Consider the following 22097-nt stretch of genomic DNA (forward strand, 5'->3'; position numbering starts at 1 on the left):
AGTTGGTTGGACAAGCGTTCGATAGAGGCCCAAAGGCCTCATGAAGGGGACTCCATGACTGAGACCACCAGCGCGACACTGCGCCATGCCGGCGGCGAACTCGAACTGCCGCGCATCAAGGTTGTAGAAGGAAACGAAGGTTATGACGTTTCCAAGCTGCTGAAGCAGACGGGCGCCGTTGCCTATGACCCCGGCTTCATGAACACAGCGGCCACCACCTCGGCCATCACCTACATCGACGGCGACGCAGGTGTCCTGCGCTACCGCGGTTACCCCATCGAGCAGCTCGCGCAGCACTCGAGCTTCCTCGAGGTTTCCTACCTGCTGATCTACGGCAACCTCCCCACTCCCACGGAGCTGGAGGAGTTCGATCAGCGCATCCGTCGCCACACGCTCCTGCACGAAGAGCTCAAGGGCTTCTTCGGCGGATTCCCGCGCGACGCCCACCCCATGCCGGTTCTCTCCTCGGCTGTTTCGGCGCTGTCCACGTTCTACCAGGACTCGCTGGATCCCTTCAACGCGGAGCACGTGGAAGTTTCCACCATCCGCCTCATGGCCAAGCTGCCGGTTATCGCTGCCTATGCGCACAAGAAGTCCATCGGCCAGCCGATGCTCTACCCGGACAACTCCATGAACCTTGTGGAGAACTTCCTGCGCCTTAGCTTCGGCCTTCCCGCCGAGCAGTACGAAATGGACCCGGTGGTCGTCAAGGCCCTCGACCTCCTGCTCATCCTTCACGCCGATCACGAGCAGAACTGTTCCACGTCCACCGTGCGACTGGTGGGCTCGTCCAACGCGAACCTCTTCGCGTCGGTGTCCGCCGGCATCAACGCCCTCTTCGGCCCGGCGCACGGTGGTGCCAACGAGGCCGTACTGAAGATGCTCCGCCAGATCCAGGCCGACGGCATCAAGCCCGAGGACTACATGGAGAAGGTCAAGAACAAGGAAGACGGCGTCCGCCTCATGGGCTTCGGACACCGCGTCTACAAGAACTACGATCCCCGCGCCAAGATCATCAAGGCAACGGCACACGAAGTTCTGGGCAAGCTTGGCGGCAACGACGAACTGCTGGACATCGCCATGCGCCTTGAAGAGAAGGCACTGGCCGATGACTACTTCATCCAGCGCAAGCTGTACCCGAACGTCGACTTCTACACCGGCCTCATCTACAAGGCCATGGGCTTCCCGGAGAAGATGTTCACCGTCCTCTTCGCCATTGGACGCCTCCCGGGCTGGATTGCCCAGTGGCGCGAAATGATCAACGACCCCCAGACGAAGATCGGCCGCCCGCGGCAGCTCTACACAGGGGAGCCGGAGCGCAACTACCCGGCCAACTGATACGGCAACAGCGTCAATAACGACGGCGGCCGCCCACCTCGCGAGGTGGGCGGCCGCCGTCGTTGCTTGCCGTGTTTGCGGCGGATTAGGCGTTGCTCGCCGCGGCAGGCTCGGCAGCGTTGTAGCCGTAAGGGTTGTTCTTCTGCCAGCGCCAGTGGTCCTCGCACATCTGGTCCACGGTCTTGGTGGTGGACCATCCAAGGTCAGCGAGGGCGGACGAAGCGTCGGCCCAGAAGGCGGGGAGATCGCCGGCGCGGCGGCCGGTGATCTCGTACGGAATGGGCTGGCCCACGGCCTTCTCGAAGGAGCGCAGTACTTCGAGAACGGACGAACCGCGGCCGGAGCCAAGGTTCCAGCGGCGGACGCCGGCGCGCTCGGCGATGTAGTTCAGGGCTGCTACGTGGCCGTCTGCCAAGTCCACTACGTGGATGTAGTCACGCTGGGCGGTGCCATCGGGGGTGTCGTAGTCGCCACCAAAGACCATGAGCTTCTCGCGGCGTCCCACGGCTACCTGTGCGATGAAGGGGACAAGGTTGTTCGGGATGCCTTGGGGGTCCTCGCCGATGCGGCCGGACGGGTGTGCGCCCACGGGGTTGAAATAGCGCAGCAGTGCGATATGCCAGCGGTCATCGGCGTTGCCCAGGTCCGAGAGGATGTCCTCGATCTGTTCCTTGGTGCGGCCGTACGGGTTATTGGCGCCGATTTCCATCTTCTCGATGTAGGGGATCGGGTTGTGCTCGCCGTACACGGTGGCTGAGGAGCTGAACACGATGGAGCGCACGTTGTGCTTGTCCATGGCGCGGAGCAGGTTCAGGGTGCCCACGATGTTGTTGTAGTAGTAGGCGAGGGGTTCCTGGACGGACTCTCCCACGGCCTTCAGTCCCGCGAAGTGGATCACGGCGTCGATCTGGTGCTGGTCGAACACGGCCTCAACTGCGGGCTCGTCCACCAGGTCCACCTGGTGGAAGGCGGCGGTCTTGCCGGTGAGCTCCGACACCCGGCGGAGGGATTCCTCGCTGGAGTTCACGAGGTTGTCGAGCACAACGACGTCGTGGCCGGCTTCCTGAAGGGACAAAACGGTGTGGGAACCGATGTAGCCGGTGCCACCCGTGACAAGAATTTTCATGGTTCCTACGCTAGCGGAAATCGGAGCCACGCCGCTCTCTGTTGAGCGGTGTTGAAGCACGTTCGTGCTAAAAAATACTGGTGCCCAAAATTGTTGATGCCGAAGCCCGGCGCCTTGAAGTTGTCCAAGCTGTCTTCCGGATCATTGCCAGCGACGGCTTGGAACGGGCATCCCTCAGGGAAGTAGCTGACGAAGCGGGGCTGGCTGTTGGCTCGGTGCGGCACTACTTCGCCAGCAGTGATGAACTTCTGGTTTTCTCCTTCGGGGCAGTCATTGATCGCATCGCCGGGCGTCTTGAGGCGGCGCTCACGTCCGTCGAGGAAGCATCACCGGAAAGCCCTGAGCAGCACAACGCCGTGCTGAATCTCCTGGGACAGGTCCTGCCCTTGGACGAGGAGCTGGCGGTAGACGCGTGCGTCTGGATGGCGTTCCGGCACGCCGCCAGGATCAAGCCCGTCCTGGCCGACGAAGCCGAGCGCAGCCACCGCGCTGTGGCCGCCATCGTCGGTCGCCTGATCATGATCCTGAGCCCGGGCGGGGCTGACGCGCAGCAAACCCTGGTGACTGAAGCTGAAAGGCTCTTGGCCACCATGGACGGGCTCTGCATGCACGCGCTGCTGCAGCCCGAGTGGATGACCGCGGAGATGTGCAGCGACGTCCTCACAGCCCACCTGCGATCCCTGGGAGCCGTGCCAGTCCACCGCTAAACCATCCTGCAGCGCCATTACCGTCCGCAGCCATCGGGAATAGACTGGGACATGTCGGGGACCTGCCAAGGGAGGAATTCGCATGCACGAGTCAGGCGGCCCGGGATGGCGCATCACTATGGATACGTCCGGGCCGATGCTCATCGCCCTGTACTTGCGCGATGTAGCGGGACTGGATGGCGCCGGCAAACCGATGCTCTCCCACGCTGCTCCGAAAGTCCGGCATGCCGACCACAAGCATCTCACCTCTGACGTGGGGGGCTTCCCGGCGCTCAAGACCGAGTGGGAGGCCTGGTGGGAGAGCCTGGTGAAGTCCTATCCCAACCCGGCTCCTGAGCTGGCACCGCCAAGCTTCAAGGCCTTCGGCAACTCGCCGGCACTGCAGCGCGTCCTGCAGGCACATTTTGGTTCAGCGCTCGGATGGGCCACGGACAGGATTGACGAGTACGCCCATCTTGAGGCAGCCCGTGAAGCCAACGGCGTGACGCACGTCCTGAACGAAATGGTGGAAGACAGGCTCCTTGAAGTCGGCCGCAGTTCCCGCGACTTCGAGCTCACCATTATTGAGCTGCCACTCAGTGAACCCCGTGCCTGGTATCTGGAACCGAGCACTATGATCATGAGCCACCGCCTGCTGTCCGAGCCTGACGTGTTCCGCAGTTACGTCCAGCCTGTGGTTGAGCTGCTCGCCTGAAGGAATTCCAGTAGGGCTTAGGTGGTAGGTGCCGATACGGTGATCGTGACGCCCTCGGAGGCCGCGGCAGAGGGTTGCCAGCCGTCGCGTTTTTGCCTGTTCCACGTCTGGCCTGCAAGGTCCACCTGCGTGATGGACAGGGTCTTGGCGTTTGCCACCGCCCAGTGAGCCACAGCCCAGGCCTGCGTTCCACCGATCTCCAGCTGAACCGAGCGACCCTGAATGGTGGCCGCTTGGGTGCCGAACGCCGTCGTGAATTCATCGACGACGACGGCAGGGTCACCGGCCGCCTCCGGCATGCGCAACTCGCAGTTCAAAGAAGCGGTGGAGTGTCCGGTGAGAGCGGAAGCGAAGGCCCGGCCCATGCCCTCATGCTGGGCGTAAGCGCGGGGGAAAGCGGAACGTTGGACCGCTTGTGCTGCTTGGGTGATTTCCATGGATTCGTAGCCAGCCACCTTGACCAGTCCGTCAAAGAACGCGTTGCTTGCATAGACGGGGTCCATGACTTGTTCTTCGGTTCCCCAGCCTTGCGAGGGCCGCTGCTGGAACAATCCGCGGGAGTCCGGCCCGGCGTCGTCGCCGTAATTGATGTTGCGCAGCCTTGATTCCTGCATGGCCGTGGCCAGGGCAATGCTCGCTGCCCTGGGTGGAAGTCCGCGCTGGACCGAAATCGCGGAGATGAGCGAAGCGTTCGCAGCCTGGTCCGTGGCAAGCTCATGGCTTTCAGAGCCGACAATGGCAAAGCAGCGCTCCGTGACCAGGGTCTCGGAGCGCTGCAGCACTGCGACTATTGCGTAAATGGCACCTGCTACGAGGGCCAAAGCCAGCACCGCAACCATGGCGCGGCGGAACCGGCGCATTGATTCTCTCCTGCTAGTTGGCGTGGAGAGCCTCATTCAGCTCCACGGTCTGGCCCTTGCGGGGAAGTACTTCCACGCCGCCGGTGGTGGAGTTGCGGCGGAAGAGCAGGTTGGGAACGCCGGAGAGTTCCACGGCCTTGATGATCTTGCTGGTGTCCTCGCCGTTCTCGTCCTTGGGGCCCGGAACGCGCACACGGGTACCGGCGGTGACGTACAGGCCCGCCTCCACCACGGAGTCGTCGCCAATGCTGATGCCTACGCCGGAGTTGGCGCCGAGCAGAACACGCTCGCCCAGTGCGACCTTTTCCTTGCCGCCACCGGAGAGCGTGCCCATGATGGACGCTCCGCCGCCGACGTCCGTACCGTCACCGGCCACGACGCCTGCCGAGATGCGGCCTTCCACCATGGAAGTGCCAAGGGTTCCTGCGTTGAAGTTCACGAATCCTTCGTGCATGACCGTGGTGCCTTCGGCGAGGTGGGCACCCAAACGGACGCGGTCGGCGTCGGCAATGCGAACACCGGAGGGGACCACGTAATCGACCATCCGCGGGAACTTGTCCACGCCGAAGACCACAACGTTGCCGCGCTTGCGCAGGCGGGCACGGGTCAGTTCGAAGCCGTCCACAGCTGCGGGACCGAAGTTGGTCCACACAACGTTGGGCAGCTTGCCAAAGACACCGTCCAGGTTGATGCTGTTCGGCTTGACCAAACGGTGGGAGAGGAGGTGCAAACGCAGGTACGCGTCGGCCGTGTCTGCAGGGGCGGCGTCGAGGTCGATCTGTGCAAAGACAACCTTCTGCTCGGTTCCGCGGTCGGTGTCCTTGCCTTCCTCGGCAAGTGCGGTGAGCGCAGGATCGGCATTGTCCACGTCGCGCAGGGTTTCGGCGGCGACACCAAGCGCGGGTGCCGGGTACCAGACGTCCAGCACGGTTGCTTCCCCGGAAGCCGAGGTGGCGATGGTGGCGAGGCCGAAGCCATAGGCTGATCGGTGGTTGGCGGGCGCGTTTGCGGGCACAGCAGAGGAAGCAGTTTCAGTCATGCGCCAAGTCTATCCAGCAGGCAGAGGTCGGTTAAAACCCGTCTCATGCCATAGAAGTCGCAATTGCGGGCATTAGGCTGGACGGGTGACCCTGAACCCTGCTCCCGCCCTCCTTGACCTGCGCCAGGACGTTGCCGTGCTGACAGCCGCGCTCATTGACTTCAACAGCGTGTCCGGCAACGAGACCGAACTCGCCGACGCCGTCGAGTCCGCCCTTCGTGCCATCCCGGCCTATACCGTGACCCGTGACGGCGACGCCATCATTGCGCGCACCGAACTTGGCCGTTCCGAGCGCGTCATCCTGGCCGGACATCTGGACACCGTGCCCCTTCCCACCGTGGAGGGCTCACTGGGCACCGTTCCGGCCACGTGGGAGTCCGGGGTTCCCGGTGAAGGCATCCTGTACGGGCGCGGGACCACAGACATGAAGGGTGGCGTGGCGGTGCAGCTCGCCCTCGCGGCAACACTGTTCGACGACGGGCGGCAGCCGGACAAGGACGTCACCTTCGTCTTCTACGACCATGAGGAAGTGGAAGCGGTCAAGAGCGGCCTCGGAAGGTTGGTCCGCAACCACGGTGACCTGTTGCAGGGCGATTTCGCGATCCTTTTGGAGCCCACCCACGGCACGGTGGAAGGCGGTTGTAACGGAACCAGCCGTTTCGAAGCCACCACCATCGGCGAAACAGCCCACTCTGCGCGTGCCTGGATGGGCGTCAACGCGATCCACGCCGCAGCACCCATCCTGGCGCGGCTCGCCGACTACGAACCGCAGACCATCAACGTGGACGGCCTCGATTACCGTGAGAGCCTCAACGCGGTGAAGATCAACGGCGGAACTGCCGGCAACGTGATCCCGGACCGCTGCGTGGTGGAAATCAACTACCGTTTCGCTCCGGACAAAACACCGGACCAGGCCGAGGCCCACGTCCGGGACCTCTTGGAAGGATTCGACGTCGTCCGTACGGACGCCGCTGCCGGCGCGCGTCCTGGACTCAATCACCCGGCCGCAGCCTCCTTCGTTGCCGCAGTCGGTGCCGAGCCCAAGCCCAAATACGGATGGACCGACGTCGCGCGTTTCAGTGAGCTGGGCATCCCGGCAGTGAACTTCGGACCCGGCGATCCGCTGCTGGCTCACAAGGACAACGAGCACGTGGACGCCGAAGCCATCCGTGAGTGCCTCCGTGCACTGAGGACCTGGCTGACACCGTAGTCCCGAAATTCCCCCAGCAAAGAAGAAGGTCCGCAGCTTGGTAGCTGCGGACCTTCTTCGATTGTGGAGGGTTACTTCTTCTCCGGGTTTTCCGCGCCAGGCACGACGTTCTGTGCAACGGGGTCGTTGCCAGTACCTTCAAGGCCGGTCCGAATTGTCATCGGAGCCATGCCGCCGGCGGCCTTCTTGGAACCGCGGCGTTCAATCATGATCGCAATCCGTGACACCGTCAGGTTGATCAGGATGTAGATCGCAGCGCCCACAAAGAAGGCGGGGAACAGGAAGTCAGGGCCGAGGAAGTCGGCCATGATCTGGATTTTCCGCAGCAGTTCCTCGTAGCCCACGATGTAGCCGAGCGAGGTGTCCTTAAGCAGAACCACCAACTGGGCAACCAAAGACGGAAGCATCCGGCGCACAGCCTGAGGGAACTCGATGGACATCCGTGACTGGAAACTGCGGAGGCCGATGGCCAGACCAGCCTCGCGTTGTCCCTTGGGGAGAGACTGGATGCCTGCGCGCAGGATCTCAGCGAAGATGGCGGCGTTGTAGAGAACCAAGCCAACAACCACGGCCTGGAACTGACCTGTGGCGAAAACCAGCAGGACGAACAACATCATAAGGACCACGGGCATGCCGCGGAGGAACTCAAGCACTACCTGCGTGGGTATCCGGATCCAGGGAATCAAGGAAATACGCAGCAGGCAGAGCGCAATGCCCAAGGGGAATGCGATCACGGCTGCCACAGCGGCTGCGGCCAGCGTGGCGAGGATGCCTTGGCCGATCAGGCTCCAGACATCGGGTGCCATGGGGCCGTAGAAGATCTCCCAACGGTCTGCGTCGAAGATGCCTTGCTGCGCCAGCGTTGTGACGGCGATGGCGAGGATGCCGAGGATGATCAGAATTCCGGCGGCGGAGCCCAGGAGCGAATACAGGCGGGCCTTGGGCCCGGGGACGTCGTACAGGACCGATGTCATCGGGCAATCGCCACCTTTCGTTCAACAAAGTGCGCCAGAAGTCCCAAAGGAACCGTGATCAAGAGGTAGAAGAAAGCCACCCCAAGGAGGATCCAGAGGACTTGGTTGCCGTAGTCATTGGAGAGCTGGCGGCCGTAACCGAAAAGCTCCAGGACAAAGAACGCGCCGGCCACCGAGGAGTTCTTGACCAGTGCAATCAGGATGTTGATCAACGGAGGAATGACGGTGCGTACGGCTTGGGGGAGGACGATGAAGCCCAAAACCTGTGTGAAGGTCATGCCTACGCTGCGGGCAGCTTCCGCCTGGCCAACAGGCACGCTGTTGACGCCGGAACGGACGGCTTCGGCGATGAAGGCTGCCGTGTAACTGCTCAACGCGATGATGGCCGCGACTTCGAACTGTTCGAACTTAACGCCCAACCGGGGCAAAACGATGGCGGCGAAAAAGAAAATGATGGTCAATGGGGTATTACGTGCCACTTCAACATAGAACATGCTGAAACCGCGAAGTGCTGCCACGGGGGAAACCCTCATGGCCGCCAGGAGTGTGCCGACAATGAGGGCAATGATTCCTGAAATTACGGAGAGATAAAGGGTTCGGAGAAATCCGTCCCAATATTCGGGGAGGCTTGCTATGACGGCGTCCATGGCTTCCTTTGGCTGCAGCTAATCAGGGAACAGGGTCCTGGATTCGTCAACTGCCGCCGTCCCGATGGGCGGCGGCAGTTGACGGGTCCCGACTAGCTAGTAGCGGTTGATGGCAGGAAGTTCAGGGGCAGTCTTGATGACCTTGCCTGCAGTGGCTTCCCAAGCCTTCTTGTACGTATCGTCCTTGGCGAATCCCTCAAGCTGGTCGTTGATCCAGTTGCGGAACACGGTGTCATCCTTCTTCAGGCCGATGCCGTAAGGCTCCTTGGTGAAGGTTTCATCCGAGGCGAGCTTGAAGGCGTCCGGCTCCTTGTCGACGTAGCCGGCGAGGATGACGTTGTCGGTGGTAACGGCGACAACCTGCTTGTTACGCAGGGGCTCCAGGCAGGCGGTGTAGGTGGCCGCAGGGACAACCTCTGCGCCGTACTTTTCGGCGATGGTCTTGGCCGGGGTGGAACCCGTGACGGAGCAGACCTTCTTGCCCGAGACATCTTCAGGCTTGGTGATGGAGGTATCGTCCTTGTTCACCAGCAACGCCTGGCCTGCTTCGTAGTAAGGGCCGGCAAAGGCGACCTTTTCCTTGCGGGCATCGTTGATGGTGTACGTGGCGATCACAAGATCGACGCGACCCTGCTCGATGAACGACTCACGGTTCTGGGAGACCGTCTCTACCCACTCGATTTTGTCAGCCGGAATACCAAGCTTTGCGGCGATTGCCTTGCCCATTTCGACGTCGAAACCGACAGGCTTGCCATCCAGGCCCTTCTGGCCGAACAACGGCTGGTCGAACTTGGTCCCGATTTTGATCGTCTGGGCCTTGTTCAGCTTCTCCATGGTGGTGCCGGCTTCAAAGCTTGCCGAGGCAACCGGGGGAGTGGTTGTGCTGCCGCCGCCGCAAGCGCTCAGCGAGAGGGCAAGCGCAGCCGATGCGGCCACCAGGAGTGACTTCCTCCGGGTAATAAGAGACTTCATGATGTTCCTTTCATTGGATGGCCGCCTTACGGCCGGGGTGCGGGCGGTAAGGAGCTAGTGGGTCAAGAGCTTGGACAAGAAGTCCTTGGCGCGAGTGCTCTTCGGGTTGGTGAAGAATTCCTCGGGAGTTGCGTCTTCCACGATCTGACCGTCGGCCATGAACACCACGCGGTCAGCGGCCTTGCGGGCGAAGCCCATTTCGTGCGTGACCACGATCATGGTCATGCCTTCCTTGGCCAGCTGGATCATGACGTCCAGTACTTCGTTGATCATTTCGGGGTCCAACGCGGAGGTGGGCTCGTCGAACAGCATCACCTTCGGCTTCATGGCAAGAGCACGGGCAATGGCCACACGCTGCTGCTGGCCGCCGGAGAGCTGGGCGGGAAGCTTCGGTGCTTGGTGCCCGACGCCTACGCGCTCAAGGAGGGCCATGGCCTCCTTGTCAGCCGTGCCCTTGGCCACCTTCTTAACCTTGATGGGGCCCAGCGTGACGTTCTCAAGAATCGTCTTGTGGGCGAACAGGTTGAAGGACTGGAACACCATTCCGACGTCGGCACGCAAGTGCGCTAGGTCCTTGCCTTCTTCGGGGAGCTTCTTCCCGTCGATGGCGATGTCGCCGTCGTCGATGGTTTCCAAACGGTTGATCGCACGGCAGAGAGTGGATTTACCGGAACCTGAAGGTCCGATAACCACCACGACTTCACCCTTTTGAACCTGGAGGTTGATGTCCTTGAGGACGTGCAATTGACCGTAGTGCTTGTTGACGCCGTTCAGGGAGACGAGGGCATCGCCGGACGCTTGAGTAGTCATACGACGAATCTAGCGAACAAAGAAGCAAATATGACCACGGTCACGGCAACTTCCTGAAGATCGTGACTGAACAGAAACCTGCTCCCCAGCGAGATACCAGACTGCAATGCAAGAAGCGGGTCGCAGCGACGGAGCATGCCGTCATCCGCGCTAGCCTTGGGCAATGAGCATCAGCCAGCACCCCATTCCCCACCCGGATGCCAACGGTCGCGTCACGGGCACCCACGTGCCGCTCCCCTCGGAGATCGCACCCGCCAAGCACAAAGGCTCCCTTGAGCTCCGACGCAAACAAGCGGACACGGGAATGTCGGACCAGCATTTGCTGGATACCAGTGGTGCCGGGCAATTCATCCACACCGATCCGTGGCGTGTCCTGAGGATCCAGAGTGAGTTCGTGGAGGGCTTTGGAGCCCTGGCTGACCTGGGACCTGCCGTCAGTGTGTTCGGTTCGGCGCGGACCAAGCCGGGAACCGAGTACTACGAGATGGCCGTGGACGTGGGGCGCAAACTCGCTGAAGCCGGGGTCGCGGTGATCACCGGTGGCGGCCCCGGATCCATGGAAGCTGCCAACAAGGGTGCCGTGGAAGGCAACGGAGTCTCAGTGGGCCTGGGCATTGAACTGCCATTTGAGCAGGGACTCAACCAGTGGGTGGACCTGGGCATCAACTTCCGGTACTTCTTCGCCCGCAAGACCATGTTCGTCAAGTACGCGCAGGGCTTCGTAGTGCTCCCCGGAGGGCTTGGCACCTTGGATGAGTTGTTCGAGGCAATGGTGCTTGTCCAAACCCGCAAGGTGACCTCGTTCCCCATCGTGCTGCTCGGTGTTCGGTTCTGGGGACCCATGCTTGAGTGGATCAGGGACACCCTGGTGGCAGAAGGCATGGTGTCCGAGAAGGACCTCGACCTGATCCAGTTGGTGGACGACCCCGCCGATGCCGTGCACCGTGTCCTGCACGGCGCACCACTTCCGCCTACCACCAACGGAAACCAGCAGCGCCCGGAGTAGGCGGCCGTTTCTGGCACGATGGACCCTGTGAGCTTTTTCCTGGTGTTTCTCGCGATAGTCCTCGTCGGCGCGGCGCTGTATCTCGGTGCCGGGATCGTACGGGGGCGTTCGATCGGATCGGGACTTGATCAACCGGTCCCCAACCTGCCCGCTGTCCTGCTGCCGGAGAATGCCAAGCCCGCAGACATCGACTCCTTGAGCTTTGCCCTGGGGCTTCGCGGGTACCGCATGGATCAGGTTGACCAGGTCCTGGACGAGCTCAGAGACCAGCTGCAGGCCAAGGACCGCGAGATCGAACGACTTGGCGCCTTGGTACAGCAGCCGCGTCGTGAGGGCGGCGAAACCGGTCGGACCCAGCCGTGAGCTCACGAACCCCCACGGATCGGCTTTCCCACGGGCTCTCGACCGCGGCAGTAAGAATGGCTGGATGGCCTTGGTGGCTGCAGGTTTCCTTGATTTTTGTGGTGGCCAGAATGGTCAGTGCAAGTATCTTCATGGCGGCTGCCATTCACCAGGGAACAAATCCTTGGTTCCCGCCGGCCCCGGATTACTGGAACTTCATCACTATCTGGGATGGACGCTGGTACCAGGAAGCTGCCGATAACGGTTACCCCTCGGTCCTGCCCGTAGACGCGAATGGTGTGGTACAGCAGAACGCATGGGCGTTCTATGCGCTCTTTCCCTTCCTGGCCCGGGGTCTCTCGGCAGCCACGGGGCTAGGAACCTTCCCGGCGCTCACCATCATCGCCATGCTGGCGGGTGTGGGCGCAGCTTTGGTGATTTACAAGCTCTTCCGCGAGTTCGCAGGCAAGCGCGCCGCACTCTGGGGCGTCGTCTTCGTCTCTACTTTTCCCGTGTCGCCGATCCTCCAGGTCCCGTATGCCGAGTCCTTGAATCTGCTGCTGTTGTCCGGCTCCTTGTTGCTGGTGGTCCGCCGCCGATATCTGGCCGCAATTCCGGTTGTGCTCCTGATGTGCTTGTCCAGGCCGACGGGGGTACCCTTCGCAGCCATGATGGGCTTGCTGCTGATTTGGCGTGTGTGGCAGCGCTTCGGGCGGTCCAGGACGCTATCGGCCCAAGCTTCGGTCCGTGATGACGACGAGACGACGTCGGTGCGCGGCTTGCTTTCACTGGGCGCACTGGTGCTTGCAGCGGGCATCGGAGCTCTCGCATGGCCGGCCATCGCTTGGGCTACTACCGGTGAATTTACTGCCTACACACGGACTGAAACAGCATGGCGGGGGCACGATCTTGTGCCCTTCAAACCATGGTTCGACACGGGTCGGATGCTGTTTGGTCCTGTGCTGGGCGTGCTGGCCCCCTTCGTCTTCGCCGCTCTTTTCGTGCTGGTCATGATGTCGAAGCCCGTCAGAGCCCTCGGAGCAGAGCTGCGGCTGTGGTGTGCCTGCTACATGGGATACCTGCTGGTCTTCCTGCATCCTCAGACCAGTACGTTCAGAATGCTGTTGCCCCTTTTCCCGCTGGCACTGGGCGTGGCATTGCTGTCCAAGTCCAAGGCGTACCGGGCAACCGTGGTGGTGATGTTCGTCCTCCTCCAGATCGTCTGGGTGGTGTGGCTGTGGGCGTGGGCTCCGCTCCCCGGGGGCGGGGACTATCCGCCCTGACGTGGACCTTTGCTGCGTGAAGGGAGTATGTACAAAGCCCGGACAAATAGGTGTTTGATTCGCTACGGACGGGTAATTACGGGATAATGGACTAAGAGCAAGGACAAAGCACCGAAAAGTGCCCGGCCAAGGCGGCCTCCAAGCGGTGCCGCCGGCTGCAATTGCGACGCGGAACCAGCCCGGCCGGGTTGGCGTGACTTGGGACAAATGGAGGGGATTTTCCTAATGGCGGCTATGAAACCACGTACCGGCGACGGCCCTATGGAAGTTACCAAAGAGGGACGCAGCTTGATCATGCGTGTGCCGCTCGAAGGCGGAGGACGACTCGTTGTCGAGCTCAACGCTGCGGAAGCGGCCAACCTCAAGGAATGCCTCGTAGGCGTTACTGAATAGGCGTTTTGAATAGAGTTACACAGCAGGGCCCGGCAAGCCGAGGCCCTGCTGTTGTTTAAGCTGTTCTCGTGCCACTGAAGGGCGATCTATTTCTTGACAGCCACCAGAAGCCCGTCGCCCGTCGGCAGCATCGCGGATGCCAGCCGCTCGTCGTCGCGAATTGCCTTTACGATCTGACGCAGGACCACGGTGGTGGCGTCCCGCGCCGCCGGATTGGAGACACGGTCCTTGTCCAAAGCATCGTTGATGACCAAGGTGCCTCCGGACTTCAAGAGACGGATTGCCTGTTCCACGTACTTGGGGAAGTTTGGCTTGTCGGCATCGATGAAGACGAGGTCGTACGCGGAGTCGGTCAGGCGAGGCAACACATCAGCTGCGCGGCCTGAGATGGTGCGGGTACGGTTGGCCGGACTGCCCGACTCCAGGAACGCTTCCCTGGCGGCTTTGAGGTGTTCGACGTCCACGTCGATGGTGGTCAGCACAGCATGGGGGCTTAGTCCACGCAGCAAGCAAACCCCGGACACTCCGGCACCCGAACCGACTTCCACCACGGTCTGGGCCTTTGAAGCGGCAGCGAGCACTGTCAGCACTGCACCCACACCGGGGCTGATAGGGGTAACACCGAGTTCAAAGGACCGCTCCCGGGCGCGCAACAACACGTCATCCTCAGCCGGCAGATCTTCTGCGTAGGACCAGCTGCTTGACTTGTCGGCACTCATGAAGGGGTTCGCTTTCCGCGGGTAGGGGTGTTTGTACCAAGACTACTGGGTCCGCACCGGTAAACCCGCTGCAGGGGAGCTCCTCCGAGCCTGTGTCCGTCACCGAGTTCAGCCTTGCGGAGAAATGGCCCGCCAGTCAGGAAATTCCCAGACAAACTTGGGATGATAATGCTCCGGTCATCCATGAGGTGGGCGGCACCGAAGATTCGGTGTACCAGAGTTTGAGGGGAGTGGACGATGCCGGCATCGCATGCTGCGCCAGTCCAAACAACGGAAAGCCTTGAGGCCGTTACTGATTGGGTCATGCCCAGCTGGGAGGAAGTGGTTTCGAACCACTCCGCCAAGGTGTATCGCCTCGCCTATCGCCTGACCGGCAACAAGTTCGACGCCGAGGATCTCACGCAGGAGGTCTTCGTCAGGGTGTTTCGTTCACTTGAGAATTTCAAGCCGGGAACCCTGGATGGCTGGTTGCACCGCATCACCACCAACCTGTTTCTGGATCAGGCGCGCCGCAAGAGCCGAATCCGCTTCGATGCGCTCGCCGAGGATGCCGAATCCCGTTTGCCCGGTCGCGAGCCCGGCCCGGAACAGAGCTTCGAGCACAACAACCTTGACCTTGATGTCCAGCGGGCCCTGGAAGAACTCCCACCGGACTTCCGCGCCGCCGTCGTGCTGTGTGACCTTGAGGGCCTTTCGTACGACGAAGTCGCCGAGGCGCTCGGTGTGAAGCTGGGGACCGTCCGATCCCGCATCCACCGGGGGCGCACCATGCTGCGCGAGAAACTTGCCCACCGCGACCCCCGTCCGGCAGAGGCCCGCAAGCCGCGGTTGAAGATGCCCCGCATCGCCAGCATTCTTTAGGGTGTCGATGCCTCGACGTTCACTTCGTCCGGGAGCCCTTTCCCGACGCAGATTGGCTGCGCTGCGCCATCCGCGCACGCCGGAACACCTCCAGGACTGCGCGGAGTGCCGAATTGCGCTCCGCCGGGAGCGGCAGTACCTTGAACGCCTTCGTGGAGCGGCTGTCCCCGAAGCAAGCCAGGATCTTGCCGCGCGATTGATCCAGCACACCGAACGCCTGGCCAACGAGCCGGCCCCAACGTACTCAACCTCCACGCCGCAACATCCGTTCGGTCGCTTCCGGGGCCTTCGCATTGCGGGCATTGCCGCGGGTACCTTGGCGGTCAGTGCAGGGGCCTTGGCGGTCTCGGCCTACGTAATCGCCGGTGATGAGGATTCGCGCGTCCTCGCGGGACCATCTGACCTTGGCGCGGTTGCCGGTGCTTGGACAGGTAGCCCTGCAGAATCGATGGTTGGCCCCGCTTTTCGGGCGGGCAGCACGGTCAGCTTGAGCCCTGCGCAGTTGGAGTCACTGCGGGACGAAGGATGGGCCTGTCCTGAGCTGTCCGGAATGGGCTTCCACGTCGTGTCCGCCCAAGCCACCATGCTCAACGGCAACCCTGCTGTGGAGATCAGGCTCGAAAGCAACGGTCACTACGCCACCATTGTGGAGGAACACCTGCCGGCTAATGGGTCCGGACCCGGGCGCTCCAGGTCGGCGCAGCTTTCTGTCACGCAAGGAATCCCGTGGAAGGCTGTATACACCATGCCGGCGGCCGTCATCAGCTATGCTTCCGACCTCCCGGCGGACAGTGCAGACGACGCCGTCCCGGAAATCGTCCGGGCGGGGGAGTCCATGGCGTTGATTTCCGCAGACGAAGATCCAGAGGCATGGTACAAAAGGGTGCTGCGAGGCCTCCAAACCTTGCTGCGTCCCGCGGGTTTAGGAGCGGCACCACAGACAAGGTAATCTTCGTATCGTGCTTGGAATCAACGGCCCGGAGTTCATACTCCTTCTGATTATCGGCGTACTCGTCATCGGTCCCAGCCGTTTGCCCGAATACACTCAAAAGCTCGCCAACCTGGTTAAGGAAGTGCGCCGGATGGCTTCCGGCGCACGCGAGCAGATCAAAGAAGAAGTCGGCATCGACATCGATGAGGTCGACTGGAAGAAATACGATCCCCGTCAGTACGATCCCCGTCGCATCATCAAGGATGCGCTCCTGGACGACGACACCAAGCCGGTCAGTGCCGGCGCCCCCGTAGCTGCTGCTGCAGCAGCAGGTGCCAAACCCAAGGCCCCTGCGCGGATCATCGAGCGGCTTGCCGAGGGCGAAGCCGCCCCGTTCGATACCGAAGCAACCTGAGCCGAGGCATCTGCCAGACCAGGGAAGGGCCGCCGGTTCAGCGCGGCTGGATTCCCAAAGGCATGCCGGACAGCCCGCGTGGCCGGGTTGCCAAGGCTGCAGCAACACCCTCCATCGCTTTGGCGGCGGCCGTTTCGGGTGCGGCCAGAACTACGGGTTTCCCGGCGTCGCCGCCTTCCCGCAAGCGGATGTCCAGTGGAATCTGGCCGAGGAGCGGAACCTCGGTGCCCACAGCAGCGCTCAACCGCTCAGCCAGGATGGCACCCCCGCCACTTCCGAACAATTCCATGCGCCCGCCGTCGGGCATTTCCAAGTAGGACATGTTCTCGATGACACCGGCCACCTTCTGCCCTGTCTGGGTGGCGATGGTTCCGGCACGTTCGGCGACGTCCGCAGCAGCTGCCTGCGGCGTGGTGACCACCAGGATTTCCGCGTTGGGCAAGAGCTGCGCCACGGAAATCGCGATGTCCCCTGTGCCAGGGGGAAGGTCCAGGAAGAGGGCATCGAGATCGCCGAAGTAAACATCGGTGAGGAATTGCTCAAGGGCCCTGTGCAGCATCGGACCGCGCCACGCCACCGGCTGGTTGCCCGCAACGAACATGCCGATGGAGATGACCTTCACGCCGTAAGCCACAGGCGGAAGGATCATGTCGTCCACTTGGGTGGGCTTTTGTGTGATGCCCATCAGCGCGGGGACGGAGAAGCCGTGCACATCGGCGTCCACAATGCCCACGCGGAGGCCCTGGGCGGCCAGTGCACAGGCCAGGTTGACGGTGACGGATGACTTGCCCACGCCGCCTTTTCCGCTGGCTACGGCGTACACCTTGGTCAGGGACCCAGGCTTGGTGAAGGGTATGCCACGCTGTCCACCGGGGCCGCGGAGCTGTTCCTTGAGGGCTTCGCGCTGCTCTGGGGTCATGACCTTCAGTTCCACGTCCACGCCTGTGACGCCTTCTACGCGGGTGAGGGCGTCGGTGGCGTCCTTGGTAATGGTCTCGCGCAGGGGGCACCCGGCGATGGTCAGCAGAACGGCAACGTGCACGGCTCCGTCATCATCGGCAGACACCGACTCCACCATCCCGAGTTCCGTGATGGGGCGCCGGAGCTCGGGATCGATGACGGTTGCCAAGGCAGCGTGCAGCGCCTCGGCCGATGCGGTGGTCATATGGTCAGGCTCGGCTTTCGGGGTTTCCCGGCGATGGTTTGCCGGTGGAATGTTGTGGACCTGCGGCCCTTGGCGGGCGGACCTTCGGAATCTGCTGTGTGCGGGGCCCGCGCGATTTGTCGCGCTTCTCCTTCAGTTTCTCCTTGACCTTCTCACCCGGCGATTCCGTGCCATCAGCGGAGGCTTCGTTCTCGCGGAGCTCTTCCTGAGCATCGATGATGTCTTCCAGCAGGCTTCGGAGCTCAGTCCGGACATAGTCACGGGTTGCTACCTCACGCAAAGCAATGCGGAGCGAGGCCAACTCCCTCGTCAGGTACTCGGTGTCGGAGAGGTTGCGTTCGGCACGCTGGCGGTCCTGCTGGAGCGAGACACGGTCGCGGTCATCCTGCCGGTTTTGGGCCAGCAGGAGGAGCGGCGCCGCGTAGGAGGCTTGAAGGGACAGCATGAGCGTCAGCAGGGTGAAGCCCAGCTCCATGCGGTCGAATTGCCAGTCCGTGGGTGCGAACGAGTTCCACGCAAGCCAGAACACGCAGAACACCGTCATGTAGACGAGGAACGTAGGCGTGCCCATGAACCGGGCGAAGCCCTCCGTGGCGTTTCCGAAAGCATCCGGGTTCGGTGAGAACTTGGGCAGGATGCGTTGGCGACCACTCAAAGGCGTGTCAAGGCTGCTGCTCGAGCGTCCTGAGGACTTGGGGGATCGGGTGGCGTTGTTATCAGCCAATGCGGCCTCCAAGTTTCCTTATAGGGGCGTCGTCCTCATGGGCGCGCCAGTCATCCGGCAACAGGTGATCCAGCACGTCATCAACAGTCACCGCCCCCACAAGGCGGCCGTCGTCGTCCACGACTGGAAGTGAATTCAAGTTGTACGTGGCCAGGGTCCGGGCAACTTCGGAGATGTGGGCCTGGTCCGAAAGGGGCTCAAGATTCTTGTCCACGAGGTTGCCCAGCGGTTCCGGCGGAGGGAAACGCAGAAGCTGTTGGATATGAACCACGCCCAGGAAGCGTCCGGTGGGGGTCTCCAAGGGAGGGCGGGCGATAAAGATGGATGAGGCCAGTGCGGGTGAGAGCTCCTCACGCCGGACATGCGCCAGGGCCTCGGCCACTGTGGCTTCCGGCGGCAGGATGACCGGGACCGGTGTCATGAGGCCACCGGCGGTGTCTTCGTCGTACTCCAGGAGGCGGCGGACGTCCTCGGCCTCCTGGGGTTCCATGAGTTGGAGAAGTTCTTCGGCCTGCGCTGAAGGAAGCTCGGCCAGGAGGTCGGCGGCGTCGTCAGGATCCATCTCTTCGAGGACGTCAGCGGCGCGTTCCACATCAAGTGCGGAGAGAATCTCCACTTGGTCATCTTCCGGGAGTTCCTGGAGAACATCGGCAAGGCGCTCATCCTGGAGCTCACTGGCCACTTCAAAACGCCGTTTGTCGCTCATTTCCTGAAGGGCTTCAGCAAAGTCGGCAGGTTTCAGGTCTTCGTGCGTGGCAACGAACTGCGTAGCGGCCTGGGGCTCGTTGTGGGCGCCGGTCTGGGCATCGGCCCAGTCGATGATCAGGGTCTCGTTGCGGCGGAGCCTGCCAAAGGGGGACAGGGAGTGGCCGCGGCGGACGAACAGCTTGCTGACGAACCAGTCCTTGGACCGGTGCTGGTCCATGGCAATGTCCTCGATCGTCGCGTCTCCACTGCCGTCCGCCAGCGTCACGCGGCGGTCGAACATTTCAGCGACCACCAGTGTTTCGGCACCGCGCTGCTCGAAGCGCCGCAGGTTGACCAGGCCAGTGCAAATGATCTGCGTCTGGTCGATGGACGTAATGCGGGTCATGGGAACAAAGACGCGCTTCTTGCCAGGAACTTCAACCACGATGCCCACCACATGGGGAGCACCACGGGTGCCGCGGGAGAGCACCACGACGTCGCGCAACCGGCCAAGACGATCGCCCAGGGGGTCGAAGACGTCCAAGCCGAGCAGGCGCGCGACAAAGACGCGTGAGGGATGTGTGCTCATGTTTACAGGCTACCGAGTCTGCTCTCTTTTAGCTGAATTCCAGCCACTACACATGTCCATGAGACACAATGGGGCTATGTCAAACATTTTTGGTGCTCCCAAAGCCGTTGAGGAATCCCGCAGTGTCCCCCAAGGCGACACCGTGGGCTCGTACACCTCGTATTTGGATGCCCAGAAGGCGGTGGACTACCTCGCAGACCAGCAGTTCCCTGTTCAGCTGGTGTCGATCGTGGGCAATGACCTCAAAATGGTGGAGCGCGTGACCGGCCGCCTGAGCTACCCGAGGGTGGCTTTGTCCGGCGCCCTGAGCGGCATGTGGTTCGGCCTCTTCGTCGGCGTCATGTTGTCCTTCTTCACTCCCGCCGGCGGCCCGTTCTCCATCATCACTTCGGTGCTCATGGGTGCGGCTTTCTTCATGCTGTTCGGCATCGTCACCTATGCCACCCAGCGCGGGAAGCGTGACTTCACCTCCACCAGCCAAGTGGTTGCCACCAACTACGATGTCATCGTCGCTGTGGAGGCAGCCCACGAGGCCCGCCGTTTGCTCCACCAGCTGCCGATGAACCCGTCGCAGGCAGCCGCACCGCAGGCCGCCAACTACAACCAGCAGAATGCGCCGTTCCAGCAGCCCGGCCAGGCGCCTGAGCGGCCTTCCACGTGGAACGATCCCTACGGCCAGCGTGGCCCCGAGTCCAACGGTTCCAGTACTCCTGAGGGACAGAACGCCCCAGTGGACCAGTCCGCGCAGAACCCGGCACCGGCAGCTGTCCGTTACCCCGACCTCCCGGACGGTCGTCCGCAGTACGGCGTCCGTGTGACCGACGGCCAGAGCCAAGGGCAGAACACCCCGCAGGAAGAGGGACATCAGTCCACCTCCGAGGGGTCGACCAAGCAGTAGGGCTTCGCCGGAGCAAAAGGCTTCCGTCAAGCACAAGAAAGGGAAGGCCACCGGATCTGTCTCCGGTGGCCTTCCCTTTCTGTTGTGGTGGCAACGGCCTGCGCTTAGCCTTGGGCTTCCTGGTAGATGCCGGCCATCCAGGACTCGACGTCGTCTGCTTCGCGGGGCAGCGCGGCGCTGAGGTTGACGGGTCCGTCGGCGGTCATGAGGATGTCGTCCTCGATGCGGACGCCGATCCCGCGGTACTCCTCGGGGATGGCGAGGTCTTCATTCTTGAAATAGAGACCCGGTTCGATCGTGAAAACCATGCCTTCGGTGAGGATTCCATCGAGGTACAGTTCCCGTTTTGCCTGCGCACAGTCGTGGACGTCGAGGCCCAGGTGGTGGCTGGTGCCGTGCGGCATCCAGCGGCGGTGTTGCTGGCCCTCCGGGCTGATGGCTTCCTCGACGGATACGGGCAGCAGGCCCCATTCAGCCAGGCGTTCGGCCAGGACCGTGGTTGCCGCGGTGTGGATGTCGCGGAACTTCACGCCCGGCTGGGCGGCTGCGAAACCGGCATCGGCGGCGTCGAGCACGGCCTGGTAGACCTTGCGCTGGACGTCGGTGAAGGTGCCGGTGGCGGGCAGCGTGCGGGTGATGTCAGCTGTGTAGAGGGAGTCTGCTTCCACGCCGGCATCGAGGAGAAGGAGCTCGCCGGCGTTGACGGTTCCGGAGTTGCGGTTCCAGTGCAGAACCGTGGCGTTGTTGCCGGACGCGGCAATGGTGTCGTAGCCGAGTTCGTTGCCTTCCTCGCGGGCGCGGGCGAAGAAGGCGCCTTCAACTACCCGCTCTCCGCGCGCGTGGGTCAGCGCGCGGGGAAGGGCGCGGACTACGTCAGCGAAGCCTTCCACCGTTGCCGCCACGGCAATCTTCATCTGCTCGATTTCCCAGTCGTCCTTGAGGAGGCGCAGCTCTGACAGTGCTTCGCTGAGCTTCTCGTCCAGGGCGTCGAGTTCGCCTAGGTCCAGGTTCTCGGGGTCCTTGGCCGTGTTGTAGCGGGCGGTATCAACCAGTGCGTCGATGTTCTCGTCCACCTTGCGGACCAGTCGAATGGAGATGCCGCCGATTTCCGGGGCGCCCACGTTCTTGGTGATTGCCATTTCGAGCTCAGAGATGTGCGCGGTGGGCAGGCCGAGCCGGGCTTCGAATTCTGCGAGCGTGGGGCGTGCACCGATCCAGAACTCGCCTGCGCGGGAGTCAGCGTAGAACTGTTCTGTGTCCCGGCCGGCCAGCGGACGGAAGTAGAGCGTCGCGGTGTGGTGACCGCCGTCGTCGCCCTTTCCTTCAGCTACGGGCTCCAGGATCAACACGGCGTCGGGCTCGTGGTCGAGGCCCAGGCCAGTGAGGTGGGCGAAACCGGAGTGGGGACGGAAACGGTAGTCGCAGTCGTTGGATCGGACCTTCAGTGGACCGGCCGGGACAACGAGCCGTTCGCCCTTGAACAGTTCGGAAATAGTACGACGGCGGCGCGCGGCATGGTCTGCAACGGCGTCACGCGCAGGGGTCACCTGCGGGGCGGGCGCCCAGTTGCTGGCCATGAATGCCTTGAAGGCATCGGATGTGGGCCTTTGCGAGCGGTTGTTGACGCGCTCTTGCAGTGGCTGGGAGGACGAGTTCTGGGTGTTTTCGGCATCGTTCACCGTTACATCGTCCCACCAGTTTCGTGGA

General features: G+C 62.4%; 24 protein-coding genes. 12 read left to right on the top strand and 12 right to left on the bottom strand.

Annotated elements, in window-relative coordinates:
- Positions 1-54: 54 nt before the first annotated feature.
- Positions 55-1338, top strand: coding sequence for a citrate synthase (locus J3A64_RS02735; RefSeq protein ID WP_026005754.1), 1284 nt, complete (start codon positions 55-57; stop codon positions 1336-1338).
- Between the two features lie 85 nt (positions 1339-1423).
- Here J3A64_RS02735 and galE read toward each other — a convergent pair whose 3' ends face one another.
- Positions 1424-2464, bottom strand: a complete 1041-nt coding sequence (gene galE, locus J3A64_RS02740) for a UDP-glucose 4-epimerase GalE (RefSeq protein ID WP_043470474.1) — start codon at positions 2462-2464, stop codon at positions 1424-1426.
- Positions 2465-2544: 80 nt separating this feature from the next.
- Here galE and J3A64_RS02745 point away from each other — a divergent pair, with 80 nt between their 5' ends.
- Together J3A64_RS02745 and J3A64_RS02750 are read left to right on the top strand one after the other, a co-directional pair.
- On the top strand, positions 2545-3171 hold the full coding sequence (locus J3A64_RS02745; protein ID WP_210063587.1) for a TetR/AcrR family transcriptional regulator: 627 nt from the start codon (positions 2545-2547) through the stop codon (positions 3169-3171).
- A gap of 82 nt (positions 3172-3253) precedes the next feature.
- On the top strand, positions 3254-3865 hold the full coding sequence (locus J3A64_RS02750) for a hypothetical protein (RefSeq protein WP_011775445.1): 612 nt from the start codon (positions 3254-3256) through the stop codon (positions 3863-3865).
- A gap of 17 nt (positions 3866-3882) precedes the next feature.
- Here the strand turns inward: J3A64_RS02750 and J3A64_RS02755 are convergent, their stop codons facing one another.
- Together J3A64_RS02755 and dapD are read right to left on the bottom strand one after the other, a co-directional pair.
- Complete coding sequence (locus J3A64_RS02755; protein ID WP_014922299.1) at positions 3883-4725, bottom strand: hypothetical protein; 843 nt, start codon at positions 4723-4725, stop codon at positions 3883-3885.
- A gap of 13 nt (positions 4726-4738) precedes the next feature.
- Positions 4739-5764 carry a 2,3,4,5-tetrahydropyridine-2,6-dicarboxylate N-succinyltransferase gene (gene dapD / locus J3A64_RS02760; protein ID WP_011775443.1) on the bottom strand — a complete coding sequence of 342 codons (1026 nt, stop codon included), beginning with the start codon at positions 5762-5764 and terminating at the stop codon, positions 4739-4741.
- An 85-nt stretch (positions 5765-5849) separates the two neighbouring features.
- Here dapD and dapE point away from each other — a divergent pair, with 85 nt between their 5' ends.
- Positions 5850-6974: a succinyl-diaminopimelate desuccinylase gene (dapE, locus tag J3A64_RS02765; protein WP_014922297.1), complete on the top strand. Its 1125-nt coding sequence runs from the start codon at positions 5850-5852 to the stop codon at positions 6972-6974.
- Between the two features lie 71 nt (positions 6975-7045).
- Here dapE and J3A64_RS02770 read toward each other — a convergent pair whose 3' ends face one another.
- The 4 genes from J3A64_RS02770 to J3A64_RS02785 all read right to left on the bottom strand — a co-directional run bounded on the left by J3A64_RS02770 (position 7046) and on the right by J3A64_RS02785 (position 10377).
- Positions 7046-7948, bottom strand: a complete 903-nt coding sequence (locus J3A64_RS02770) for an amino acid ABC transporter permease (RefSeq protein WP_014922296.1) — start codon at positions 7946-7948, stop codon at positions 7046-7048.
- The gene (locus tag J3A64_RS02775) at positions 7945-8595 is read right to left on the bottom strand and encodes an amino acid ABC transporter permease (RefSeq protein ID WP_011775440.1); all 651 of its coding nucleotides are present in this window, start codon (positions 8593-8595) and stop codon (positions 7945-7947) included. The genes J3A64_RS02770 and J3A64_RS02775 overlap by 4 nt, the downstream gene beginning before the upstream one ends.
- Positions 8596-8691: 96 nt before the next feature.
- Positions 8692-9567 (bottom strand): glutamate ABC transporter substrate-binding protein, encoded by an 876-nt coding sequence (locus J3A64_RS02780; protein ID WP_011775439.1) that lies wholly within the window; start codon positions 9565-9567, stop codon positions 8692-8694.
- A gap of 54 nt (positions 9568-9621) precedes the next feature.
- A complete protein-coding gene (locus J3A64_RS02785) occupies positions 9622-10377 on the bottom strand; it encodes an amino acid ABC transporter ATP-binding protein (protein WP_011775438.1) in 756 nt (251 codons plus the stop codon).
- A 163-nt stretch (positions 10378-10540) separates the two neighbouring features.
- On the opposite strand from J3A64_RS02785, the gene J3A64_RS02790 reads away from it, so the two are divergent.
- The 4 genes from J3A64_RS02790 (at position 10541) to J3A64_RS02805 (ending at position 13401) form a co-directional block, all read left to right on the top strand.
- Entirely contained in the window at positions 10541-11383 is an 843-nt protein-coding gene (locus J3A64_RS02790; protein ID WP_011775437.1) for a TIGR00730 family Rossman fold protein, read from the top strand.
- Between the two features lie 18 nt (positions 11384-11401).
- Positions 11402-11746, top strand: coding sequence for a DivIVA domain-containing protein (locus J3A64_RS02795; protein ID WP_210063588.1), 345 nt, complete (start codon positions 11402-11404; stop codon positions 11744-11746).
- A 56-nt stretch (positions 11747-11802) separates the two neighbouring features.
- Positions 11803-13008 carry a hypothetical protein gene (locus tag J3A64_RS02800; RefSeq protein WP_210063589.1) on the top strand — a complete coding sequence of 402 codons (1206 nt, stop codon included), beginning with the start codon at positions 11803-11805 and terminating at the stop codon, positions 13006-13008.
- Positions 13009-13233: 225 nt separating this feature from the next.
- Positions 13234-13401: a DUF3117 domain-containing protein gene (locus tag J3A64_RS02805; protein WP_009357720.1), complete on the top strand. Its 168-nt coding sequence runs from the start codon at positions 13234-13236 to the stop codon at positions 13399-13401.
- A gap of 86 nt (positions 13402-13487) precedes the next feature.
- Here J3A64_RS02805 and J3A64_RS02810 read toward each other — a convergent pair whose 3' ends face one another.
- Entirely contained in the window at positions 13488-14120 is a 633-nt protein-coding gene (locus J3A64_RS02810; RefSeq protein WP_011775434.1) for an O-methyltransferase, read from the bottom strand.
- A gap of 237 nt (positions 14121-14357) precedes the next feature.
- Here J3A64_RS02810 and sigE point away from each other — a divergent pair, with 237 nt between their 5' ends.
- From sigE to J3A64_RS02825, 3 genes are read left to right on the top strand one after another with little or no spacing between them, the layout of a single operon-like run.
- A complete protein-coding gene (gene sigE / locus J3A64_RS02815) occupies positions 14358-14981 on the top strand; it encodes an RNA polymerase sigma factor SigE (protein ID WP_011775433.1) in 624 nt (207 codons plus the stop codon).
- 7 nt (positions 14982-14988) lie between these two features.
- Positions 14989-15930 (top strand): hypothetical protein, encoded by a 942-nt coding sequence (locus J3A64_RS02820; RefSeq protein ID WP_286176145.1) that lies wholly within the window; start codon positions 14989-14991, stop codon positions 15928-15930.
- A 10-nt stretch (positions 15931-15940) separates the two neighbouring features.
- Positions 15941-16327: a twin-arginine translocation protein gene (locus J3A64_RS02825; protein ID WP_011775431.1), complete on the top strand. Its 387-nt coding sequence runs from the start codon at positions 15941-15943 to the stop codon at positions 16325-16327.
- Positions 16328-16364: 37 nt separating this feature from the next.
- Here the strand turns inward: J3A64_RS02825 and J3A64_RS02830 are convergent, their stop codons facing one another.
- From J3A64_RS02830 to J3A64_RS02840, 3 genes are read right to left on the bottom strand one after another with little or no spacing between them, the layout of a single operon-like run.
- Positions 16365-17492: an Mrp/NBP35 family ATP-binding protein gene (locus J3A64_RS02830; protein WP_011775430.1), complete on the bottom strand. Its 1128-nt coding sequence runs from the start codon at positions 17490-17492 to the stop codon at positions 16365-16367.
- A 4-nt stretch (positions 17493-17496) separates the two neighbouring features.
- Positions 17497-18228 (bottom strand): DUF1003 domain-containing protein, encoded by a 732-nt coding sequence (locus J3A64_RS02835; RefSeq protein WP_011775429.1) that lies wholly within the window; start codon positions 18226-18228, stop codon positions 17497-17499.
- Positions 18209-19492 (bottom strand): magnesium transporter MgtE N-terminal domain-containing protein, encoded by a 1284-nt coding sequence (locus J3A64_RS02840; RefSeq protein WP_011775428.1) that lies wholly within the window; start codon positions 19490-19492, stop codon positions 18209-18211. Before J3A64_RS02840 ends, J3A64_RS02835 begins: the two co-directional genes overlap by 20 nt.
- A 76-nt stretch (positions 19493-19568) precedes the next feature.
- On the opposite strand from J3A64_RS02840, the gene J3A64_RS02845 reads away from it, so the two are divergent.
- On the top strand, positions 19569-20390 hold the full coding sequence (locus J3A64_RS02845) for a general stress protein (protein ID WP_187329891.1): 822 nt from the start codon (positions 19569-19571) through the stop codon (positions 20388-20390).
- A 104-nt stretch (positions 20391-20494) separates the two neighbouring features.
- Here J3A64_RS02845 and J3A64_RS02850 read toward each other — a convergent pair whose 3' ends face one another.
- Positions 20495-22069, bottom strand: a complete 1575-nt coding sequence (locus tag J3A64_RS02850; RefSeq protein WP_043470471.1) for an aminopeptidase P family protein — start codon at positions 22067-22069, stop codon at positions 20495-20497.
- Positions 22070-22097 lie beyond the last annotated feature (28 nt).

The organism is Pseudarthrobacter sp. PvP004, assembly GCF_017876035.1.
Classification (GTDB): domain Bacteria; phylum Actinomycetota; class Actinomycetes; order Actinomycetales; family Micrococcaceae; genus Arthrobacter; species Arthrobacter aurescens_A.